The organism is Amycolatopsis sp. cmx-4-54 (assembly GCF_046548895.1).
Taxonomy (GTDB): Bacteria; Actinomycetota; Actinomycetes; order Mycobacteriales; family Pseudonocardiaceae; genus Amycolatopsis.
In genome coordinates this window covers 1-21,965 of the sequence record NZ_JAEBEJ010000007.1, presented here as the reverse complement: position 1 = coordinate 21,965, position 21,965 = coordinate 1, and the positions used below count along the sequence as shown (strand labels likewise).

General features: G+C 69.0%; 20 protein-coding genes. 16 read left to right on the top strand and 4 right to left on the bottom strand.

Translation table 11 applies throughout. The features are described from left to right. Positions 1-92 precede the first annotated feature (92 nt). Genes ACLJQ7_RS23470 through ACLJQ7_RS23440 form a run of 7 tightly spaced genes read left to right on the top strand, consistent with a single transcriptional unit; the run spans position 93 to position 6,710 of the window. Positions 93-1,073, top strand: coding sequence for a helix-turn-helix domain-containing protein (locus ACLJQ7_RS23470; RefSeq protein WP_410650323.1), 981 nt, complete (start codon positions 93-95; stop codon positions 1,071-1,073). A gap of 40 nt (positions 1,074-1,113) precedes the next feature. After that, entirely contained in the window at positions 1,114-1,881 is a 768-nt protein-coding gene (locus ACLJQ7_RS23465; RefSeq protein WP_410650322.1) for a MoaF C-terminal domain-containing protein, read from the top strand. A 9-nt stretch (positions 1,882-1,890) separates the two neighbouring features. Then, complete coding sequence (locus ACLJQ7_RS23460) at positions 1,891-2,283, top strand: nuclear transport factor 2 family protein (protein ID WP_410650321.1); 393 nt, start codon at positions 1,891-1,893, stop codon at positions 2,281-2,283. Next, on the top strand, positions 2,280-3,458 hold the full coding sequence (locus ACLJQ7_RS23455) for an ABC transporter substrate-binding protein (protein WP_410650320.1): 1,179 nt from the start codon (positions 2,280-2,282) through the stop codon (positions 3,456-3,458). The genes ACLJQ7_RS23460 and ACLJQ7_RS23455 overlap by 4 nt, the downstream gene beginning before the upstream one ends. Positions 3,459-3,470: 12 nt before the next feature. Further along, positions 3,471-4,331 (top strand): ABC transporter permease subunit, encoded by an 861-nt coding sequence (locus tag ACLJQ7_RS23450; RefSeq protein WP_410650319.1) that lies wholly within the window; start codon positions 3,471-3,473, stop codon positions 4,329-4,331. Further along, positions 4,318-6,021 (top strand): ABC transporter permease subunit, encoded by a 1,704-nt coding sequence (locus ACLJQ7_RS23445; RefSeq protein WP_410650318.1) that lies wholly within the window; start codon positions 4,318-4,320, stop codon positions 6,019-6,021. Before ACLJQ7_RS23450 ends, ACLJQ7_RS23445 begins: the two co-directional genes overlap by 14 nt. Beyond that, positions 6,018-6,710: an ABC transporter ATP-binding protein gene (locus ACLJQ7_RS23440; protein WP_410650317.1), complete on the top strand. Its 693-nt coding sequence runs from the start codon at positions 6,018-6,020 to the stop codon at positions 6,708-6,710. Before ACLJQ7_RS23445 ends, ACLJQ7_RS23440 begins: the two co-directional genes overlap by 4 nt. A 152-nt stretch (positions 6,711-6,862) precedes the next feature. On the opposite strand, the gene ACLJQ7_RS23435 is transcribed toward ACLJQ7_RS23440, so the two are convergent. After that, on the bottom strand, positions 6,863-7,660 hold the full coding sequence (locus ACLJQ7_RS23435; RefSeq protein ID WP_410650316.1) for an SDR family NAD(P)-dependent oxidoreductase: 798 nt from the start codon (positions 7,658-7,660) through the stop codon (positions 6,863-6,865). A gap of 14 nt (positions 7,661-7,674) precedes the next feature. Further along, positions 7,675-8,394 (bottom strand): SDR family NAD(P)-dependent oxidoreductase, encoded by a 720-nt coding sequence (locus tag ACLJQ7_RS23430; RefSeq protein ID WP_410650315.1) that lies wholly within the window; start codon positions 8,392-8,394, stop codon positions 7,675-7,677. Positions 8,395-8,508: 114 nt separating this feature from the next. On the opposite strand from ACLJQ7_RS23430, the gene ACLJQ7_RS23425 reads away from it, so the two are divergent. The 4 genes from ACLJQ7_RS23425 to ACLJQ7_RS23410 are packed head-to-tail and all read left to right on the top strand — an operon-like array spanning position 8,509 to position 13,442. Then, entirely contained in the window at positions 8,509-10,374 is a 1,866-nt protein-coding gene (locus ACLJQ7_RS23425) for a primary-amine oxidase (RefSeq protein WP_410650314.1), read from the top strand. A gap of 9 nt (positions 10,375-10,383) precedes the next feature. Continuing rightward, positions 10,384-11,175, top strand: a complete 792-nt coding sequence (locus tag ACLJQ7_RS23420) for a molybdenum cofactor biosynthesis F family protein (protein WP_410650313.1) — start codon at positions 10,384-10,386, stop codon at positions 11,173-11,175. A 3-nt stretch (positions 11,176-11,178) separates the two neighbouring features. Then, positions 11,179-12,813: an amidohydrolase gene (locus ACLJQ7_RS23415; protein WP_410650312.1), complete on the top strand. Its 1,635-nt coding sequence runs from the start codon at positions 11,179-11,181 to the stop codon at positions 12,811-12,813. A 41-nt stretch (positions 12,814-12,854) separates the two neighbouring features. Then, positions 12,855-13,442: a TetR/AcrR family transcriptional regulator gene (locus ACLJQ7_RS23410; protein ID WP_410650311.1), complete on the top strand. Its 588-nt coding sequence runs from the start codon at positions 12,855-12,857 to the stop codon at positions 13,440-13,442. Between the two features lie 245 nt (positions 13,443-13,687). Here ACLJQ7_RS23410 and ACLJQ7_RS23405 read toward each other — a convergent pair whose 3' ends face one another. Both ACLJQ7_RS23405 and ACLJQ7_RS23400 read right to left on the bottom strand, forming a co-directional pair. Next, positions 13,688-14,623 carry an alpha/beta hydrolase gene (locus tag ACLJQ7_RS23405; protein WP_410650310.1) on the bottom strand — a complete coding sequence of 312 codons (936 nt, stop codon included), beginning with the start codon at positions 14,621-14,623 and terminating at the stop codon, positions 13,688-13,690. Then, positions 14,620-15,606 (bottom strand): methyltransferase dimerization domain-containing protein, encoded by a 987-nt coding sequence (locus ACLJQ7_RS23400; RefSeq protein ID WP_410650309.1) that lies wholly within the window; start codon positions 15,604-15,606, stop codon positions 14,620-14,622. The genes ACLJQ7_RS23405 and ACLJQ7_RS23400 overlap by 4 nt, the downstream gene beginning before the upstream one ends. A gap of 234 nt (positions 15,607-15,840) precedes the next feature. On the opposite strand from ACLJQ7_RS23400, the gene ACLJQ7_RS23395 reads away from it, so the two are divergent. From ACLJQ7_RS23395 to ACLJQ7_RS23375, 5 genes are all read left to right on the top strand, one after another. After that, on the top strand, positions 15,841-17,583 hold the full coding sequence (locus ACLJQ7_RS23395; RefSeq protein ID WP_410650308.1) for a dipeptide ABC transporter ATP-binding protein: 1,743 nt from the start codon (positions 15,841-15,843) through the stop codon (positions 17,581-17,583). Beyond that, positions 17,580-19,160, top strand: a complete 1,581-nt coding sequence (locus ACLJQ7_RS23390; RefSeq protein ID WP_410650307.1) for an ABC transporter substrate-binding protein — start codon at positions 17,580-17,582, stop codon at positions 19,158-19,160. The genes ACLJQ7_RS23395 and ACLJQ7_RS23390 overlap by 4 nt, the downstream gene beginning before the upstream one ends. Beyond that, positions 19,157-20,101, top strand: a complete 945-nt coding sequence (locus tag ACLJQ7_RS23385; protein WP_410650306.1) for an ABC transporter permease — start codon at positions 19,157-19,159, stop codon at positions 20,099-20,101. Before ACLJQ7_RS23390 ends, ACLJQ7_RS23385 begins: the two co-directional genes overlap by 4 nt. Continuing rightward, on the top strand, positions 20,098-21,018 hold the full coding sequence (locus ACLJQ7_RS23380) for an ABC transporter permease (protein WP_410650305.1): 921 nt from the start codon (positions 20,098-20,100) through the stop codon (positions 21,016-21,018). The genes ACLJQ7_RS23385 and ACLJQ7_RS23380 overlap by 4 nt, the downstream gene beginning before the upstream one ends. Before the next feature lie 75 nt (positions 21,019-21,093). Then, entirely contained in the window at positions 21,094-21,747 is a 654-nt protein-coding gene (locus ACLJQ7_RS23375; RefSeq protein ID WP_410650663.1) for an alpha/beta fold hydrolase, read from the top strand. Positions 21,748-21,965: the final 218 nt, after the last annotated feature.

Here is a 21,965-nt window from a genome sequence, read left to right as displayed (position 1 = left end):
CCGGAAGACCACCTGGCCGCGATCATTGCCCGGCAGCATCGTATCGCTTATCGTATATGAAATTCACCCCCCGATGCTGCGAGGTGACCCCCGTGACCACCGCCACCGCCGACCCGACCACCACCACGGTCGCGCGAGATTTCACCGATTTCCGCACGGTGGTGTCGCAATCCTTCGTGCCGCTGCACGTGACGAGCGAGCACCGGGACCACTTCCGCGGCCGCATCCGCTCGTGCGGCGCGGACGACGTCCAGCTGACCGAGGTGACCGCGTCGGCGCACGTGGTCGAGCGGACGCCCGAGCTCATCGCCAGGGCGGACAGGCACTACTACAAGCTGAGCCTGATCCTGTCCGGGACCGGGCTCTTGGTGCAGGACGACCGCGAGGCGATGCTGCGCCCCGGAGACGTGGCGTTGTACGACACGCACCGGCCGTACACGCTGGCGTTCGAAGAGGATTTCCGCACACTCGTGGTGATGTTCCCGCAGCGGCTCATCGATCTTCCCCGTGACCTGGTCGGCCAGCTGACCGCGGTGCCCATGTCGGGCAAGCGCGGCATGGGCAACGTGGTGGTGCCCTTCCTCGCGCAACTCGGCAGCAACCTCGACCAGCTCGGCGGCCCGGCGGGCGTCCGGCTCGCGCATACGGCGGTCGATCTGCTCGCCACGCTGTTCGCCAGCGAGCTGGACCTCGCCCGTACGACCGCCGGGCCGCACCACGAGCTGATGCGCCGCGTGCTCGCCTACATCGACTCGAACCTCTCCTCCACCGACCTCGGCCCGGCGCAGATCGCCGCCGAGCACTACATCTCCACCCGGCATCTGCACGGCCTCTTCCACGAACAGGGCACGACCGTCTCTGGCTGGATCCGCACCCGGCGGCTCGAACACTGCCGCCGCGAACTACTCGACCCCGTGCACCATTCCCGGCCCGTCGCGGCCATCGCGGCGAAGTGGGGTTTCGTCGACGCGCCGCATTTCAGCCGGGTGTTCAAGACGGAATTCGGCTGCTCGCCGAGCGAACTGCGCCGCGGCTTGACCGTGAGCGACCGGTTGTTGCCGCCCAGCGCGTGACAGCTGGCCCTTCCCGGGCGGTCGCCTCGACGATGACCGCATGCCCGAAGCACCCGAGGAACAGTGGCGCACCTATGACGAGTTCGCCGCCGGAATAGCTACCTACCGCCTGCCGAACGCGGACCTGTCGGGACGCGAGCTCACCGTCACCCTCGACGACGGAAAGACGCTCGCGCTGCGATTCGAGGACGCCGAGACCGTCACCTGCAACGGTATCGAGGATCCGTATGACGCGGTCGCCGTCCGGGAAGACGTTTTCTTCGTCAATGTCCCACACGCCAGCGTGGAAGGTGAAGCGCTCACCGTCGTCTTTTCCACGACGACACATCGCGCGCTCGCCGTGCGCTCGGTCATCGGCGCCGAAGACGTCGAAGGCGTTCCCCGTGTCTCCCAGACGTTCTGGTCCGGCACGACCGACGCGGGCACGCCGACCGGCGAGGTGCCGGGCCCGTCGCGCGACCTGATCGGCAAGCGCAACATCTACCGCTACAGCCCTGACCACCTCTACGAGCACGTGTACGTGTCCTCGCAACGCTATGCCTGGCAATGCCTCGAAGGTGTGCAGCGCGGTCACGGGGACATGGACCTGTCGACGGTGTGGAAGTTCCAGGACGGGCTCTACCTGTTCTGTTTCCGCGAATTCCGCATCGCCGTGGCCAGTGTGTGGCTGCACGACCTCGGCTACGCGCTGAAGACCACCGGCGTCTTCCTCGGGCTGACCGGCGACGGCCGGTCGGAACATTCCCGCGGGGGCGGGCACATCTACCCACTCGGCGCCGTCGCCTATCCCGACGCGCAACCGGTTTAAGGAGCCTCAGTGTCCAATCTAGACATCATCGCCGCGCACTACGCCGCGAGCGACCGGGGCGATCTGGCGGGCATGCTGGCCCCGCTCGGTCCCGCGACCACCTGGACGGAGGCGGCCGGTTTCCCTTACGCCGGAACCTACACCGGCCCGGAGGAAGTCCGGGACAACGTCTTCGGCGCGATCGCGAAGGACTGGGACGGCTACACGTTCACCCTCGGCGACCTTCTCGACGCCGGCGACACGGTGATCGGCCTCGGGACCTACGAGGGCAAGCACCGCGAGACCGGCCGCTCGTTCACCGCCCGCGTCGCGCACGTGTGGAAGTTCGACGGCGGCGAGGTCACCTCGTTCGAGCAGATCGTCGACTCCGTGCCCGTCGCCGAAGCCATGGGGAACCGGTGAAACCCGCGCGGCGCCTCGTCGCCCTCGCCGCTGCCGTCCTGCTCGCGACCGCCGGTTGTGCCGGGGCGGAAAGCGGTTCGAGCGGGCCGATCATGGTCGGTTCGGTCAACGCGCTGAGCGGTGCGGCCACGTTCCCCGAGGCCTCCCAGGCGGCCAAGGCGGTCTTCGACGCGGCCAACGCGAGCGGCGGCGTGAACGGCAGACAGATCCAGTACAAGGCCCTCGACGACAAGGGCGACCCGGCGGCCGCGGCCGCCGCGGCCCGCGAGGTCGTCGGCCGTGACGAGGCGGTGGCACTCGTCGGCTCGTCCAGCCTCATCGAGTGCGAGATCAACAACAAGTACTACGAGCAGCAGAAGATCCTGTCCATGCAGGGCATCGGCGTGGACCCGGCCTGTTTCTCCAGCCCGAACATCGCCCCGGTCAACGTCGGGCCGTACCACGACATGACGCTGACCCTGCTCTACGGCTCGGAAACGCTGAAGCTGAACGACATCTGCGCGCTGCTGGAGATCGCGGGCAACACGCTGCCGTCGTATCAGGCGGCGATCGACGAATGGTCGGCCATCACCGGCAAGAAGCTCAAGTACCTCGACGCGACCGTGCCCTACGGCGGTTCCGACTACACCTCCTACATCGTCAAGGCCCGCAACGCCGGGTGCAAGGCGATCACGGTGAACCCGGTCGAACCGGATTCCATCGGGCAGCTCAAAGCCGCCGCGGCGCAGGGCTGGAACGACGTCACGTGGCTGCTGCTCACCAGCGTCTACAGCGAGAACTACGCCAAGGCCATCACCAACGCCGGCGCCGGGGTGTACTTGCCCGCCGAGTTCTACCCGTTCACCGACGCGACCAGCCCGCAGAACAAGGACTGGCGCGAGCTGATGAGCAAGAACAACATCCCGCTGACCTCGTTCAGCCAGGGCGGTTACCTGGCGGCGAAGTACTTCCTCGACGTCATCCGCGGGATCCAAGGGGACATCACCCGCGAATCGGTGACCAAGGCCTTGCGCGAGATGAAACCGATCACCGACCCGATGGTCGGCACGCCGTACGTCTTCGGCCCCGGCCAGACGCACCACGACAACACCGCGGGCTGGCCGATCAAGCTCGCCTCCGGCACCAACAAATGGGAGCTCGTCGCGAACGACTGGCTGCGGATTCCGAAGAAGTAACGGGAGGATTCGATGCTGCAGGGAGCGCTGGCAGGCTTGGCCGCCGGCGGACTGTACGCGGTGTTGGCGGTGTGCCTGACGCTGATGTCGCGCCTGGTGCGGGTGGTGAACTTCGCCCAGTCGGCCACCGGGATGTCCGGTTGCTACGTGGCGGTGTTCCTGTCCGTCGACCTGGGATTGCCGATGTGGCTCGCCACCGTGGCCGGGATCCTGCTCGGCGGGCTGCTCAGCGCGCTGCTCGGCTGGATCGTGTCCACCTGGCTCGCCGAGGCGGACACCGGCACCCGCTCGGCGGTCACCGTGGCGGTGCTGCTCCTGCTGATCTCGTTGTCGTTCATCCTGTTCGGCAACAAACCCCAGCCGTTCCATCCGATCCTGGACGGTCCGGCGGTCACCGTCGGCGGCGTGGTGATCAGCCAGGTCACCGTGGTCACGGTCGCGCTGGCCGTCCTCGTGGCCGTGGCCAGCCGGATCGTGCTGAGCCGGACCCCGGCGGGCGTCCAGCTCAGGGCGCTGTCGGAACGCCCGACGACGGCGGAACTGCTGGGCATCCCGGCGAAACGGCTCAGCGTCGCGGTCTGGGCGGTCACCGGAGTGGTCAGCACTCTGGTCATCTCGATCGTCGCGCCGTCGCAGTCCAACGACGCGACGTCGCTGGCGATGCTGGTGGTCCCGGCGGCCGCCGCCGCTCTGCTCGGCGGATTCCGCCGTCTCGACCTCGCGGTCGCGGGCGGGCTGGGCCTCGGTCTGATCCAGGGCGCGGCCGCACAGGTCGACGGCCTTTCGGTCGTGCGGTACTTCCTGCCGTTCGCCGTCATCGTCGCGCTGCTGCTCTGGTCGCAGCGCAAGGAGGTGTGGGATGCGGCTCGCTGAACGCGGGATCCCGTTCGCGGTCGCCATCGTGGCGATCGCCGTGGGCTACGGACTGAGCGTCGGGCTCGACGGGTACTTCGTGTACCTCGGCATGAGCGCCGTCGTCGCCGGGATCTCCCTGCTCGGGCTCGGCGTGGTCACCGGCAGCGCGGGCATGATCTCCCTGTGCCAGCTGACCTTCGGCGCCGTCGGCGCGTGGACCGTGTCGGCGCTGAACGAGGCACAGGCGCCAGGCGGGTTCCTCACCTGGCTGGTGCTGGGCGGTCTCGCCGCCGGGGCGGTCGGGGTGCTCGTCGGGCTCCCGGCCTTGCGGCTGCGCGGGATCAACCTCGCCGTCGTCACGCTGGGGCTCGCCGCCGCGGCCGACCTCGCGCTGGTCCAGCTCCAGTTCCCCGGCGTCTCCGGCGGGATCTCGGTCGACCGGCCGGACGCCTTCTCCGACGACCGGTCCTATTTCCAGCTCGCCGTCGTGGTGCTGGTGCTGTGCTGCCTCGCCGTGTACTTCCTGCGCCGCGGGCGCTGGGGCAGCGCCTGGCAGGCGGTGGCGTTCTCCGAACGCGGCACGGCGGCCGCGGGCACGAGTGTGCGGACGTCGAAGCTGACCGCGTTCGCGGTGAGCGCCACCCTCGGCGGGATCAGTGGCGGCCTGCTCACCGGGCAGGTCGGGCTCGCCTTCCCGGCCAGTTTCACCGCGATCCAGTCGCTGGCGTTGTACGTGCTGGCGATCATGTCGGGCGCGCATCTGATCGACATGGCCGTGTTCGGCGCGATCCTGTGGGTCGGCGTGCCGGAACTGCTGAAACGCTGGGGGATCCCGCAGGACTGGGGCTTCGTGGTGTTCGGTGTGCTCGGCGTCCAGGCGCTGGCCAGTGGCGGGAATCTGGGCACCACGGTGCGGCAAGTGTGGTACCGGCGGGCGAAGAAGGAACCGGCGAAACTCGACCTCGCCGCCAAGACCGCGGACATCGAGCCCCAAGCGCCTGGTCCACCGGTACTCACCGTCCGCGGGCTGAGCGTGAACTTCGGCCACGTCGCCGCACTGTCCTCAGTGGACATCTCGGTCCCGGAACACGGAGTGCTCGGCGTCATCGGGCCGAACGGTGCGGGCAAGTCGACGCTGGTCGACGCGATCAGCGGCTTCCTGCCGAACGCCGAGGGCGCGGTGGAGCTCGGCGGCAGCCCGCTGACCGGGTCGCCGTCGAACCGGGCCCGTGCCGGCTTGCGCCGGACGTTCCAGCAGGACCGCGTCCCGCCGGGGCTGACGGTCGGGGCGTACCTCAAGTTCCTCGCCAGGCGGCGGCTCACCGCCGACGAGATCGGGGACGCACTGGACTTCTTCGGCTGCCCCGCCACCCGGACTCCACTGTCTCAAGTGGACGTCGGCGCGCGCAGGCTGGTCGAGGTCGTCGGACATCTGTTGGCGCGGCCGCGGGTCCTGTTGCTCGACGAACCGGCCGCGGGACTTCCGCACGAAGAACACGTCGCGTTCGGGGAACGGCTGAGGCAGGTTCCCGCGCGGTTCGGGGTGTCGGTACTGCTCATCGAGCACGACCTCGACCTGGTCCGCTCGGTCTGCGACACGATCACCGTCCTCGACTTCGGCCGCGTGCTGGCCTCCGGTCCCCAGGCCGAAGTGCTCGCCGATCCCGCCGTGCTCAAGGCGTACATGGGTGAAACGGAGCTGTTGTGAACGCTTTGCGGATAGCGGGGCTGACGGTCACCCGCGGTGCCGGGCCGGTGATCTCCGGCGTCGACCTGACGCTGGAGCCGGGCCGGATCACCGCGCTCGTGGGCCCGAACGGTGCCGGGAAGACCAGCCTGCTGGAGGCCGTCTCCGGCGTGGTGCCCGCCTCGGCCGGGACCGTCCACATCGGATCCGACGAGATCACGAAGCACTCGCGGGTCTCCCGCGCGCGGCGGGGCCTGGCGCATATCGAGCAGGGACGCGCGGTGTTCGGCGGCCTGACGGTGCTGGAGAACCTGATGCTGACCGCGCGCACCCGCGCGCGGGCCGACGAACTGTTCGAGCTGTTCCCCGAACTGGAGAAACGCCGCGATTCGCCGGCCGCACTGCTCAGCGGCGGCGAACAGCAGATGGTGGTGCTGGCCCGCGCGTTCGCCGCGCGGCCGTCGTTCCTGCTGATCGACGAGATGTCGCTGGGGCTGGCGCCCGTGGTGTTCACGCGGCTGCTGCCGATGGTGACGCGGTTCGCCGAGGAGGGCGCGGCGATCCTGCTGGTCGAGCAGTTCACGCACCTCGCCCTCGGCGTGTCGAGCGACGCGCTGGTGGTCTCTTCGGGGCGGGTCACCTATGCGGGTTCGGCGCAGGGACTGCTGGACTCCCCCGGCACCCTGCACACGGCCTACCTCGGATCCTGACGCGCGTGAAGGCCCCCTTCACGCGCAATGCCGCCCCGACCGTTACCACCTCGGGGCGAGGGGTCCCAAGTTCCGTGAAGGCCTCCTTGAGGGACTCTGGGTCCCTCAAGGAGGCCTTCACGGAACGGTGTGACGCCCCGGACCATGTTGCGCTAAGAACCCATCCCCGCCCGTTCGAAGGCCAGCGTCGGCAGGTCGACGGCGTGCGCGCCGCCGTCCGCCACGATCACCGCACCGGTGATGTACGACGACTCCGAAGACCCCAGGAACCGCACGATCGACGCGATCTCCGCCGGTTCGGCGGGCCGGCGCAGCGGGACCTCGGCGGTGACGCGCCGGTAGCCCTCGTCGTGGCCGCCGTCGAAGCCCGCCGCCTCGGCGAACTGGTCCATCTCGCCGTCCGCCATCGGCGTGCGCACCCAGCCGGGGCAGACCGCGTTCGCACGTACACCCTTCGGCCCGTAGTCACGGGCGATCGAGCGGGTCAGCCCGATCAGCGCGTGCTTCGCGACCGTGTAGCCGGCGACGTTCGGCCCGGCGAACAGCCCCGCCAGCGACGACACGATGACCACCTGACCGCCGGTTTCGACCAGCGAGGGCAGCGTGGCCCGGCAGAACACGAAGGCACTGGACAGGTTCGAGCGCAGGGCCAGTTCCCATTCGTCGTCACCGGTGTCGGTCACCGACGACAGGCCGTGCCCGCCGGCGTTGGCCACCACGACGTCGATCCTGCCGAACCTGCCGACGATCTCCGCCGTGGCGTTCTCGGCGGCTTCGCGGTCGCTGGCGTCGCAGGCGACGACGTGCGCGCCGGTTTCGGCGGCCACCTTCTCCAGCGGTTCGAGGCGCCGTCCGAGCACCACCACCTGGGCGCCTTCGTCGGCGTACCGGCGGGCCACCGCGGCGCCGATACCGGTACCGCCACCCGTGATCGCGACAACCTTCTTCACTTGCGGAGTCCTTTCTAAGCGGGAAAACCGGAGCGGGCCGAGACGCCGAAGTCGGCGAGCACGGCCTGACCGTTGACCGCCCGCGAACGCGCGGACGCGAGGTGGAGCACCTGCCAGGCGACTTCTTCAGGAGCCTGCACCGGGAAGCCTGGATCGTCGAGCACGTCGCCGAGATCTCCGCGCGCCATCGGGGTGTCGACCACCGACGGGCAGACGCAGTTCACCCGGACGCCGGGCAGATCTACGGCGAGCGCCCTGGTCATCGCGACCACGGCACCCTTCGAAGCGCAGTACGGGACCATGCCGGGCGCGCTGGTGAAGGCCGAGTCGCTGGCCAACAGCACGACCGAGCCACGCGACGCGGTGAGCCAGGGCGCGGCGTGTTTGACCAGCATGAACTGGCCGGTGACGTTGACGGCCATGAGCGCGGCGAAATCCGCCGCCGAGGTTTCGGTGACCGGTGTCCCCACCGGCCCGGAGATCCCCGCGCAGCCGACCACCACGTCGAGCCCGCCGAACCGGCCGGCCACGGCGTCGACGGCGGACGCCACCGACGGCTCGTCGGTCACGTCGGCGTGGATCGCCAGGACGCCGTCGGCCGTCGTGGGGACGGGTGCCCGGTCGAGGGCGCCGACCCGCGCGCCCTCGTCGAGGAAGGCCTGGACGCAGGCAAGGCCGATACCGGATGCCGCGCCGGTCACCAGCACGGCCTTGCCCGCGAGATCCAGTCCCATGGCGTCATCCTCCGGTCCGGGCCTCTCACGGAGGTTGGCCGTCAGTGCACCCTTCTTGTCGGCAGCCGCATGACGGCCTTTCCAGTCCCGGCCGGACCGGCAAGACTGCGAAGCATGACCAGGCCGCATCCACTCGACCCGCTGACCGCCGACGAACTCACCGCAGGCCGCGAGATCCTCGCCGCCGATGGCCTGCTCGCCGCGACCACGCGGTTCCCCGCCGTGCTGCCGGTGGAGCCCGAGAAAGGCGACGCCGCCCCCGACCGCCGTGTCCAGTACACGCTGCTGGACACTGCGACCGGTGAGGCGCGCGACGTGGTCGTCTCGCTGGCGAAGCGCGAAGTGGTCTCCAACGAAGAATGCGGCGAAGGCCAGCCCGCGTACCTGTTCGAGGAGTACGACCTCGCCGCGTCGATCACCAAGGCCTCGCCGGAATGGCAGGCCGCGATGGAACGGCGCGGGCTCGGCGACCGGATCGGGCACGCCTTCTGCGCTCCACTGGCCCCCGGCTTCTTCGGCAGACCGGACGAGACCGGCCGGGTCATCCGTTCGCTGACGTTCCTGCGCGACGACGCGTCCGACAGCCCGTGGGCGCATCCTGTCGAAGGCCTGATCGTCCACATCAACCTGACCGAGCAGCGCGTCATCCGGGTGGAGGACGAGGGTGACGTGCCCGTACCGCCCGAGCACGGCCGCTACGACGGTGTCCCGGCCCGCACCACGCTGAAGCCGATCGAGATCACCCAGCCGGAGGGTCCGAGCTTCACCGTCGACGGCAACGAGGTCACCTGGGAGGGGTGGAAACTCCGGGTCGGCTTCAACGCCCGCGAAGGCCTGACGCTGCATCGGATCAGCTTCCAGGACCGGTCGGTGCTGCACCGCGCGTCGGTACCGGAGATGGTGGTGCCCTACGGCGACACCGCGCCCGGCCGGTTCTGGATCAGCTACTTCGACGCGGGCGAGTACCTGCTCGGCAAGAACGGCAACGACCTGCGGCTGGGCTGCGACTGCCTCGGCGTCATCCACTACTTCCCCGCGTTCGTCGCCGACGACCACGGCCACCCGGTCGAGATCCCGCGCGCGATCTGCCTGCACGAGGAGGATTACGGGATCCTCTGGAAGCACACGGATCTCGACGGCCGCGCCGAGGTGCGCCGGTCCCGGCGGCTGGTGATCTCGTCGATCTCCACCATCGGCAACTACGACTACGGCTTCTTCTGGTACCTCTACCTCGACGGCACCGTCGAACTGGAGGCGAAGGCCACCGGCGTCGTGTTCGCCGGCGCCGCGCATCCGGGCACGGACCACCCGCACGCCAACGAGATCGCGCCCGGCCTGTTCGCGCCGGTGCACCAGCACCTGTTCTGCGCGCGGCTGGACGTCGCGATCGACGGCGAACGCAACTCGCTCGTCGAGGTCGACGTCGAACGGGTGCCCATGGGTGAGCAGAACCCCCACGGGAACGCCTTCACCTGGAAAGAGACCCCGCTGCGGACCGAACAGGAGGCGCGGCGGTTCGCGGATCCGGCCAAGGCGCGGGTCTGGGAGATCCGCAGCGCGGAGCGGACCAACCGGCTCGGCTCGGCCACGGCGTACCAGCTCGTGCCGCGGCCGTCCGCGACCCTGATGGCGCAGCCGGAATCGACCGTCCACCAGCGGGCGACGTTCGCCACCCGCCACCTGTGGGCGACGCCGTACCGCGCGGACGAACGTTTCCCGGCCGGCGACCGCCCGAACGCGCATCCGGGCGGCGCGGGTCTCCCCGCCTGGACCGCCGCCGATCGCGACCTCGTCGACACCGATCTCGTGCTGTGGCACGTCTTCGGTCCGACCCACATCCCGCGTCCGGAGGACTGGCCGGTCATGCCGGTCGACTACTCCGGTTTCTCCCTGCGCCCTTACGGCTTCCTGGACCGAAACCCGGCCCTCGACCTGCCTTCCGGCGCTACCGACGATCACTGTTCCGCCCACGAGCACTAGGACTCATCGATGCCCGAACTGACCCTGTCCGACACGTCCACCTGGCTGCCGCTGGACGGTCTGGCCCCCGGTTTCGACGCGAACAAGGCACCCACGGTCGGCGACCTGCACGGCCGCACCTTCGAACTCGCCGGTGAAGACGGCACCACGTTCACCGCGGCCTTCTCCGGCACCCGGATCGAGTGGACCTACCACGGCTCGGGCACCGACCGCTGCGAGACGTTCCTGGTCGACGACGACCTCTACTACGTCCAGTTCCACCCGCGGGCCCGGCAGGACGAGGCGTTCACCCTGCTGCTGGACCTGCGCCGCGGCCGCGCCCTCCTGGTGCTGAGCAAGATCGGCGACACCTCGCCCCGGGTCACGCAGTCCTTCGTGGCCGCCACGATCGGCGGTATCGAGCCGACCGGGGAATCGCTCGCCCCGACCACGTCGCTGGTCGGGCGCCGGGTGCTGTGGGTGTACAGCACCGAGCACGCCTACGAGCACGTGTACCTCAGCCCGCACTGGTACACGTGGCAGTGCCTGGCCGGTCCGGAGCGTGGGCTCGCGGACACCGACGAGAACTCGGTCTACGAGCTGCGGCCGGGGATCTACGTTTTCGCCTGGCGGGAGAAGGTGATCCCGTGCGCCTCGGTGACCGTCGCCGACCACCGTGACGCGAAACGGCTGCGTTCGCACGGTGTCCTTTTCGGACTGGACGCCACCGGGAGCACTCCCACTCACTTCACCTTCGGCGCGCACGGCAAGCTGCTGAGCACCACCGCGCACCCCGAGGCCTACGACCCGGCCGGGAGCTGAGCCTTGACCGCCGACATCGTCCTCACCAACGCCACGGTGTACACAGTGGACAGTCACCGGCCCTGGGCGTCGTCACTGGCGATCAAGGACGGGAAGGTGCTGTCGCTGGAGGACATCGAACGCGGCCCGAGCACCGAGGTCGTCGACCTCGATGGCGCGTTCGTGATGCCCGGCCTGGTCGACGTGCACAACCATCACGCCCTGGCCGGACGCGCGGCGCTGTTCGAGCTGAACTTCGGCCTGGACGCGGGCTTGGCCGACATCCTCGCCGCGGTCCGCGCGAGGGCCGCCGGGCTAGAGCCGGACGAGTGGGTGGTCGGCGGCGCCTGGGCGTCCACTTTGGTCGGTACCCTTTCGCGGGTTTCGGCCCGGCACGCGCTCGACGAGGCCGCCGGCGGACGGCCGGTCATGCTTTCCGACGACAGCAGGCACAACCGCTGGGTGAGCAGCCGGGCACTGGAGCTGGCGGGCGTCACCGCCTCGACGCCTGATCCGGCGGGCGGGGAGATCGTCCGCGACCCGTCGACCGGGGAGCCGGTCGGTGTCCTGCTCGAAGCGGCGGGCGTCGCGGTCGAGCGGGCGCTCAGCGAGACACGGACGCTCACGGCGGACCAGCACGTGGCGGCGTCGCGGCACGGAATCGGCACGCTGCACTCGTACGGGGTCACCGCGTTCCAGGACGCCGGTGTCTCCGCGGACATCCTGGGCGCCCTCAAGGCGCTCGACGACGCGGGCGAACTGCATGCCTGGGTCGTTTCGTCGCTGCTGATCAACGACCCGATCTTCGGTTTCGACCCGATCGGGGCGCCGTTGCTGGAGGTCGCGGGGCAGTACCGGAGCGAACATCACCGGCCGGACTTCGTGAAGATCTTCCTCGACGGTGTCCCGCCGACCCGGACCGCCGCCTTCCTGGAGCCGTACCTGCCGGACGCCGCGCACGGAGCCTGTCATCACGGCGCCACCACCATGCCGGGCGACGAACTCGTGGGCTGGTTGCGCACGGCGGCCGCGGCGGGGCTCTCGGCCAAGGTCCATTGCACCGGTGACGCGTCGGTGCGCGCGACGCTGGACGCCGTCGAGAAGGTGCGCGCCGAGGGCTTCACCGAAGCACGGTTCCAGGTCGCGCACGGCCAGTTCGTCCACCCCGACGACCTCCCGCGTTTCGCCACGCTGGGCGTCGCCGCGGACATCTCGCCGTTCCTGTGGGTCCCGGGCGTCATCCCGGCGGCCATCGCCGAGGTGCTGCCCGGCGAGCGGGCCGGGCGGATGCAGCCGAACCGGTCGCTGCTGGACGAGGGCGCGCTGGTCGCGGGCGGTTCGGACTGGCCGGTCAGCGAGTCCCCGAACGCGTGGGAGGGCATCCACGGCCTCGTCACCCGCCGGGATCCGACCGGCACGTTCCCCGGCGCGCTGTGGCCGGAGCAGGCGATCACCCTGGACGAGGCGATCGAGGTCTTCACCCTGGCCGCCGCCCGCGCGATGGGGCTCGGCGACGTCACCGGCTCGCTCGTCCCCGGGAAGTCGGCGGATTTCGTCGTACTGGACCGCGATCCGTTCCGAACCGATCCGTCCGCGCTCGTCAAGACAAAGGTGACGCAAACGTGGTTCGCCGGGCACCGCGTGTATCACCGCGTCTGATCTCCTACACTGGTAGAAGAACCAGTGCGGGAGGTCTGCCGATGCCGAAGATCATCGACCACGACGAGCGGCGTAGCCATATCGTCGACGTCACCTGGGATTTGATCACCCAGGGCGGGATCGAGGCCGCCACCATGCGCGAGATCGCGGCGGCCGCCGGCTTCGCCAACGGCGCGCTCAAGCTGTACTTCCCGAGCAAGGAAGACATCATCCAGGCCACCTACGAACGCGCGCTCGGCATGATGCGCGAGTACGTGGAACTGGACGAGTTGCGCGGGCTGACCGCGCTCCGCGAGCTGTGCGTCTCGTCGATGCCCATCGACGAGGACCGCATCGCCGCGGGGCGCGTCCTGCTCACCTTCTGGCAGCTTTCGCTGACCAACCCGAAACTGCAGGACAAGTACCTCGAGCACATCCGCTCGTGGCGGGGCCTGCTGCACCGGTATCTCACCGAGGGCCGGGAAGACGGTGACATCGTCACCGGAACGCCCGACGAGCAACTGGTCGACGAGGTCGTGCTGCTCAACGCCGGGGCGAACGTGATGAGCCTGGTCGCCGGCGAGTTCTCGACGATCGCTCTGCAGCGGCAGCACCTCGAGTCGTTCTTCGAGCGCCTCGCCCGCCCCTGACACTACGTACTACCGCATTTCGTCCTCTGAATGCGGTAGTACGTAGTGCGAACTTCCGTAAGTAGGTGACTTCTGGCGGATGGGACTCAGCGCGAGTCGGGGCAGGTGTTTGGCGTGACGGGATGGACGACACGCGTGATCAGACGGACGACACGCGTGACGGGATGGACGACACGCGTGCTGCTCCCTCCGATCACGCGAAACCGCCGCCGCCACTCAGGCCGCCAGGTGCCGCAAGCAGAGGACTAAACGCGGCGGTCGAAGACCCGGGTCAGGAAGCTCGCCACGTGCCGGTGTGAGCGCGGCGAGGCCGGAAGATCCGTATGGAGCCCATAGAACCCGTGGATCTGGCCTGAGTAGCGCGTCATTTCGACCTGGGTCCCAGCGTCGGTCAGCCGACGCGCGAACTCCTCCCCCTCGTCCCGCAGGACGTCGTACTCGGCCGTGAGCACCAGCGCCGGCGGCAGCCCGGTCAGGTCGTCGGCACGCAGCGGCAGCAGGTACGGATCGTTCAGCTGCGCCGGATCCGACACGTACTGCTCGAAGAAGAACCGCATCGCCCCGGCGGTCATGCCGAAGCCCTCGGCGAAGTCCACATAGGATCGGAACCCGTCGTCCGGATGGCCGTACACCGGGCAGATCAGCACCTGCGCGGCCACCGGCGGGCCACCACGGTCACGGGACATCATCGAGACCACCGTCGACAGGTTGCCGCCCGCGCTTTCCCCGCCGACCGCGATCCGCGACCCGTCGACCGCAGGTCCGGCGCCCCCCTCGGCGAGCCATTCGACGACGGCGTAGCAGTCGTCCGGGGCCGCCGGGTACGGATTCTCGGGCGCGAGCCGGTAGTCGACCGCGACGACGGCGACCTTCGCCGCGTTGCACACCGCCCGCGAGGCGACTTCGTTCTCGTCGATCGAGCCGATCGTCCACCCGCCGCCGTGGATCCAGACGAACGCGGGCACGGGCGCGGCGACCTCGGGCAGATAGACCCGCACCCGCACACCGGACGGCAGGACATGGTCGCTCACCGAGCCGACCTCTTCGACCGACTCGGGGCGTCGCCACGAAGCGGCGAAAGCAGCCCGCAACTCGGCTGCCGTCAGCGGACCGGTCGGCGCCTCCGACGAGGCGCTGCGGGCGAGCAGTTCCTTGACCGCGGGATCGAGGGTCACGGTCACACCGCTTCCGCGACCAGCACCCGCGGGCTGCCCGGCAGCGCGAGGCGGTCGGTGACCCGCCAGCCCGCCCCGCTCAGCCACTCGCGGACCTCGGCCTCCGGATAGACGACCGTCCCGTCGATCACCAGGTACTCCCCCGCGTGCAGCGCGTCGATCGGCCGCTGGACCGCGTCGTCGTCGAGGAAGAAGTCGAGCAGCAGCAGTGTCGCTCCCGGCGCGGCGGCGGCGCGGGCGTTACGCAGGATCTCCGCGTTCTGCTTCGCGTCGAACCGGTGGACGACGTGGTTGACCATCACCAGGTCGAATTCGCCTTCGGGTCGCGCGGTGGGGGTCTCCGCCCCGACGACGGTCGCGCGGTCCGCCAGGCCCGCGTCGGCCGCCGCGGTGGTGACCGACTCGATGAAGCCCGGGTCGAAGACGAACGTGGTGTGCAGTTCGTCGTTGGTCTTCATGGCTTCGACGGCGAACGCGCTGGAGAGCCCGCCGAGGTCCAGCGCCTTCCGGTGCGAGCCGAAATCGTAAGCGCCGGCCAGCATCTTGGCGTGCAGGGCGTTATACGTCATGACTCCCGCCATGAACGTGCCCCACCGCGCGTCGTCCATCTCCAGCTTGCCCGGCTCACCGCTGTCGGCCGTGTGGCCGAACTGGAGCCAATGCGGATAGCTGATCGAGTCGAGGAACGTCAGGAACGGCGCCAGATCGACGTCTCCGCCGCCGAGGTACGCCGCGGCGTCGGCGGACAGTGCGTACCGTCCGTCCACACGGGACAGCAGACCGAGTGATGACATGGCGTCACCGAGGATGCGGGTGATCTTCTCCGGTTTGCCGGTCTTTTCCGCCAGTTCCGCGGCCGTCAGCGGGCCGTCGGCGAGTGCGGTGAACAGGCCGATCCGGCTCGCCGCGAAGAGTTGCTTGGCCGCCATGTAGCCCACGGCGATGTCCACGATCCGCTCGGGACCGGCAGTCTTGGTCGACCCGCTCACGGGTGCCCTCCTTAGCTCGTTTCCGCCGAGAGTCTACATGTGTAGACAAAAGAATCCAGGGCAAGTTTTCGCCCACTGCCAGGGAAAACCTGCCGGATATCAACTTCCTACATTCGTAGAATATACCCATTGACAGCGCACCCGCCCAGTGTCAACATGCGTAGAACCACCCCCGCCGGAGGTCCGTTCCCCGGCAGTGCGGCCCGCTTCGGGCGGGCTCGGGAAAGGGGATTCATGACCCTGCTCGAATTACGAGAACTCACCGTCGGCGTCATCGCCGACGAGACCGAACGCGAACTGGTACGCGAACTTTCGTTCGACCTCGACCAAGGCCGGACACTCTGCGTGGTCGGCGAATCCGGCAGCGGTAAAACGGTGACGGCCTTGTCGATCATCCGGTTGCTGGAATTCGTCGCACCGGTGTTCACCCGCGGCGAGATCGCCGTCGACGGCGTGGACGTCACGCGGCTTTCCGCCGACGAGATGCGCGCGTACCGCGGCCCGCGGATCGGCATGATCTTCCAGGAGGCCTTGGATTCACTCAACCCGAGCCAGCGGGTCGGGAAACAGCTGATCGAGGCCTACCGGAAGCCCGGTTCCCTGCCACGCCAGGCCGCGCGCAAGGGCACGCCGTTGTATCGCGAGGCCGAGACGAAGGCTCGGGGCCTGCTGAAGGAGGTCGGCCTCACCGACACCGAGCGGGTGCTTTCCCTTTACCCGCACCAGATGTCCGGCGGGATGCAGCAACGCGTGATGATCGCGCTGGCGCTGATGGCCGATCCGGGCCTGCTGATCGCCGACGAGCCGACCACGGCACTCGACGTGACCACGCAGGCGGAGATCCTCACCCTGTTCGACCGGGTCCGCCGCGACCACGGGACGGCGTGCGTCTTCATCACGCACGACATGGGCGTGGCCGCGCAGGTGGCGGACCGGATCGCGGTGATGTACCGCGGCGAACTCGTCGAACTCGGGTCCACAGAGGACATTCTGCACGCGCCGAAGCATCCCTATACCAAGGCGTTGCTCGACTGCGTTCCACAACTCGGGGTCAGCAGGCGCGACGGCTTCCCCACCATCTCCGAGACACTGCTCGAAGCCGCGATGAACGGCGAATCGGCGGTCGCGACCGAAACCAGGTCGTTGAGCCGCGCGAAGACCGAAGACCTCGGCGACGGCACCGCGCTCGTCATCGACGCCGTGTCCAAAGTGTACGGACGACGCGACCGGTTCTCGCTGAGCCGTCAGCCCGAGGTGCACGCGGTGAAGGACGTCTCGCTGGAGATCGCGCCCGGCGAGTTCTTCGGCCTGGTCGGGGAATCCGGTTCGGGCAAGACCACACTCGGCCGTCTGGTCAGCGCGCTGGAGCCACCGACCGCGGGCACCATCGCCTTCGGTGAGCACCGGTGCACGCCGTCCGGGCTCGACGGCGACGAGCGCGCGTTCCGCCGCCGCGCGCAGCTCATCTTCCAGGACCCGCAGAGCTCGCTCGATCCCCGGCACACCGCCGCCCGGATCATCGCCGAACCGCTGCGGGAACTCACCGGTCTGGGCGGCGCCGAACTCGACCGCCGCGTCACCGAGTTGATCGACGAGGTCGGCCTCCCCTCCGACACCGCGAAGAAGCTGCCCTCGCAGCTCTCCGGCGGGCAGCGGCAGCGCGTCTCGATCGCGCGTGCGATCGCCGCCGAACCCGACCTCATCGTCGCCGACGAGCCCACCTCCGCGCTCGACGTCTCGGTGCAGGGCCAGGTGATGAACCTGCTGCTGGACCTGCGGCGCACCCGCGCGCTCAGCTTCCTGTTCATCACCCACAACCTCAGCCTGGTGCTCTCGGTGGCCGATCGCGTCGGCGTGATGTACCGGGGCGAACTGATCGAAATCGGCGAACCGGACGAGATCCGGCTCCGCGCCCGGCACGAGTACACCCGCCGTCTCCTCGCGGCGAACCCCGAAATTGGAGTGCGGAACCCATGAGACGAACCCTGACCAAGGCCGCGCTCGGCCTGGCGACCGTCCTGCTGATCAGCTCGTGCATCGGAGGCCAGGCCGGCGGTGGGGCCGCCGACGGGCCACCGAAGCCCGGCGGCAACCTGAACGTCGCCGTGCCCACCGATCCCCAGTCCCTCGACATGGTCGCGAATCCCGGCCAGGTGACCGCGCATATCGGCAACATGATGTACGAGAAGCTGTTCGAGGTGGACAAGGGCTTCACCGCCCGGCCCATGCTGGTCGAGGACTACACCACCAGCCCGGACCGGCTCACCTACACCTTCAAGCTGCGCCAGGGCGTCACGTTCCACGACGGCAATCCGCTGACGTCGGAGGACGTCGTGGCGAGCTTGAAACGGTGGCAGCAGGTGCACCGCACCGGCCAGCTGGTCACACCGGACATCGAGGCGATCACGCCGGCCGATCCGGCGACGGTGACCATCAAGCTCAAGAATCCGCGCTACCCGCTGATCAACGAACTCGCCGGCGCGGGCACGGAGATCTACGAGGCGAAGAACCTCGCCGGTGTCGCGCCGACCGGGTTCGCCCAGGACAAGGCGATCGGGACCGGGCCGTACAAGCTCAAGAGCTGGGACATCGGCCGTGAGCTGGTGCTGGAGCGCTACTCCGGCTACAAGTCCCGGTCCGAAGAGGACTGGGGCGGGCAGGCGGGCGCCAAGCACGCGTACCTGGACACCGTGACCTACAAGGTGGTCTCCGACCAGGACGCGCTGATCAACGGCCTCCAGACCGGCCAGTGGGACCACATCATGCCCACGAACGACCAGTACGAGCCCCTGCGCAACAACCCGGCCGTGGTCGTGCACAACCTGCCCGGCGGCAACGACAACGTGGTGATCCCGAACTTCAACACCGGTTCGAAGTTCGCCGATCCTCGTGCCCGCGAGGCGCTGAACCTGTTACTGGACAAGCCCGCGATCAACGCGGCCACCGGCGGCAGCAAGGACCTCACCGTCGAGACCGGCGCCTTCGCCTCGCCGGACAACAAGCAGTTCTATTCCACCGCGGGCGAAGAGGTCTACAAGGCGCACGACCCGGAGAAGGCCAAGCGACTGTTGGCCGAGGCCGGGATCACGGCCGGCGCCACGATCCGCATCGTCACCACGAACTCCTACCCCGAGTTCGGCAAATGGGCCGTGCTGATCCAGGACAGCCTGTCGAAGATCGGCATCAACACCAAGATCGACACCTTCGACTTCGCCACCATGCTCGGCACGCTGACCAAGGAGCCGGGCGGCTGGGACATCACCACGCTGTTCTTCGACTCGGCGCTGACCTCACCCGCGCAGATGCCCGCGCTCACCCTGGGCACCCTGAACGGTTCGTCCTCGCCCGAGTTGGACGGTCTGATGGCGGAGTTCAACGCCTCGACGACACCTGAGCAGGCGAAAGCGGTGGTGGACAAGCTGCAGGCGTTCACCTGGAAGCAGCTGTCGGTGATCACGCTGAGCCAGTCGAGGCTGTACGCGGCCTACTCCCCCAAGCTCAAGGGCTACGGCGACTTCTACCGCGTCTTCTGGAACACCTGGCTGGCGTCATGACCGGTCTGCTGCTGCGCAGGCTCCGCGATCTGGTGATCATCCTGGTGATCGTCGGGACGATGATGTTCTTCGTCATCCGGCTGATCCCCGGTGACCCGGCGCAGGCGATCCTCGGCCCGACCGCGCGACCGTCCGATGTGGAAGCCCTGCGGGAGAGCATGGGACTGAACGGAACCCTCTGGGAGCAGTACTTCAGCTGGGCCGGGAACGTGCTGCAGGGCGACTTCGGCACGTCGATCACCTATCACGCGCCGGTGCTCGGCGTGGTCGCCGACCACATCCTGCCGACGCTGACCCTCGCCGTGCTCTCGACGGTGATCAGCTTCTTCCTCTCGGTCGCGATCACCTCGTGGCAGGCGGTGTCACCGCACAATCCGGTGGCGCGGGCGCTGGACCGGCTTTCCGCGCTCGGCATGGCGATGCCGGACTTCTGGATCTCGCTGATGCTCGTGCTCGTGTTCTCGGTGACACTGCGCTGGTTCCCTTCCAGTGGCTACGAGAACCTCTTCACCGACCCGGCGACGGCGGTGCCCGCGCTGGTGCTGCCGCTGACCGTGCTGGTCATCGGGCAGACCGCGTTGTTCGTGCTCACCCTGCGCGAAAGCCTGCTCGGTGAGCTGCCGCTGGCGTATCTGCGCACCGCGCGGGTGAAGGGGCTGTCCGAGCGGCAGGTGATGACCAAGCACGTCCTCCCGAACGCGCTGATGCCGCTGATCACCCAGCTGGGCAGCAACTTCGCCATGCTCGTCGGCGGGATCGTGATCATCGAGTCCATCTTCGTCGTGCCGGGGCTCGGGCATCTGCTGATGGGCGCGGTGTCGACCCGCGACTTCCCGCTGATCCAGGGTGTGACGCTGTTCGTCGCGGTGCTGTTCGTGCTGGTCAACCTGCTGGTGGACCTCTCGTACGCGCTGCTCGACCCGAAGGTGCGTGTTTCGTGAGCGTGGCTCTCGTGGAAAAGACGGCGCCGGTGCGCGAACCGCGTCCGGCAGGCCGGGCGGCGCGGGTGTTCCGGCGGAACCGGATGCTGGTGATCACCACGGCGGTGCTGGCGGTGATCGTCCTGGCCGTGATCGTGCTGCCGTTCTTCCTGCCGAGTGTCAGCGCGACCGACCCGGTCAACCGGCTGCTGCCGCCGTCGGCCGCGCATCCGCTCGGCACGGACTCGTTCGGCCGGGACGTGCTCGCCCGGCTGGTCTCCGGCGGCCGCGCGTCGCTCGGGCTGTCCGCCCTGATCACCCTGTGCGCGGCCTTCACCGGCCTGGTGATCGGGCTGATCAGCGGGTTCTTCCGCGCCGCCGACGCGGTGCTGATGCGGGTGATGGACGCCTGGATGTCGTTCCCGGCGATCATCCTCGCGATGGCGCTGGCGATCTCGCTCGGCGCGAGCATCTGGACCGAGCTGATCGCGCTGACCGTGATCTTCACGCCGTTCACCGCCCGGGTCATCCGCAGCCGGGTGCTCGGCATCGCCGGTCGCGCCTACATCGGTGCCGCCCGGGTTTCGGGCATGAGCCGGTGGAAGATCCTCGTCGTGCACGTGTTCCCGAACGTGCTGCCGCTCGCGCTGGTGCAGGTGGTGATCCTGTCCGCGGCGGCGATGCTCGTGGACGGGGCGATGAGCTTCCTCGGTCTCGGTATCGCTCCCCCGACCCCGACCTGGGGCAACATGATCGCCGAAGGCCGGTCGTATCTGGTGCAGGCGCCTTGGCTGGTGATCGCGCCCGGCGTGACGATCATGGTCTGCGTCTTCCTGCTGAACCTCATCGGCTCGTCGCTGCGGATCGCCGTCGACGCCCGCGCGCGGACGTTGAGCGAAATGCAGCGCCTGCGCACCCGCCGACCCTCCGGCAGCTGAGAAAGGATCCCGTTGTCCGCCACTACTTCCTTGGCCGTGCGCCGATTCGCTCCCGAAACCGTTTCGGGTCCGCCTGTGCTGCTGGTGCACGGATTCGCCTCCGACGGCCACACCGACTGGATCACGACCGGGTGGCCGGCCGCGCTCACCGCCGCGGGCCGCGAGGTGCTCGTACCCGACCTTCCCGCGCACGGCTCCAGCCCGGCACCCTCGGGATCGCTGGGTGCCGCCGCGATCACTTCGGAACTGACCCGGCTCGTCTCGGATCTGTCCGAAGTGGACGTCGTCGGCTACTCACTGGGCGCTCGACTGTCTTGGGAACTGCCCGCGCAGGCTCCTGTCCGGCGGCTCGTGCTCGCCGGTGTGAGCCCCTTCGAGCCTTTCGGTGCCGTTGACGTCGAGGCCGCGCTGGCCTTCGCCGGTGGCGGCAAGGCACCGTCGGATCCATTGACGGGGATGATCGCGCACATGATCACCGCGCCGGGGCGGAACCCGGCCGCGCTCGCGCGGTGCATCGAAGACCTGCGGGCAGAGCCTTTCGAGCCGGTGGCCGGTGCGGTCTCCGTGCCGACGCGGTTCGTGGCGGGTGTGGAAGATCCGGTGAGCCAGGGCATCGAGACGTTGGTGGAACTGGTGCCGGGGGCCTCGCTGGTGCGGGTGCCGGGGGACCACGGTGGGGCGCTGCGGAGTCCGGAGTTCAAGGCGGCCGTGCTGGAGTTCCTCGGCTGAGGTCGCGCTTGTGTCCTGAACGACCCCCTTTCACGACATCCGGAGGACGACAGGCGGCTCCGGCGGCGTTGCGAAAGCCACTTTCGCAACGTTGAAGGTTGGGAAAGTGGCTTTCGCAACCCACTTCGCGAAACCGCCAGGGCGTCAGCGACGGCGGAACCGTGCGGCCAGCGCGGCCACCGGCGACCGTCGCTCCCGCACCGGCAACCTGCCGGACG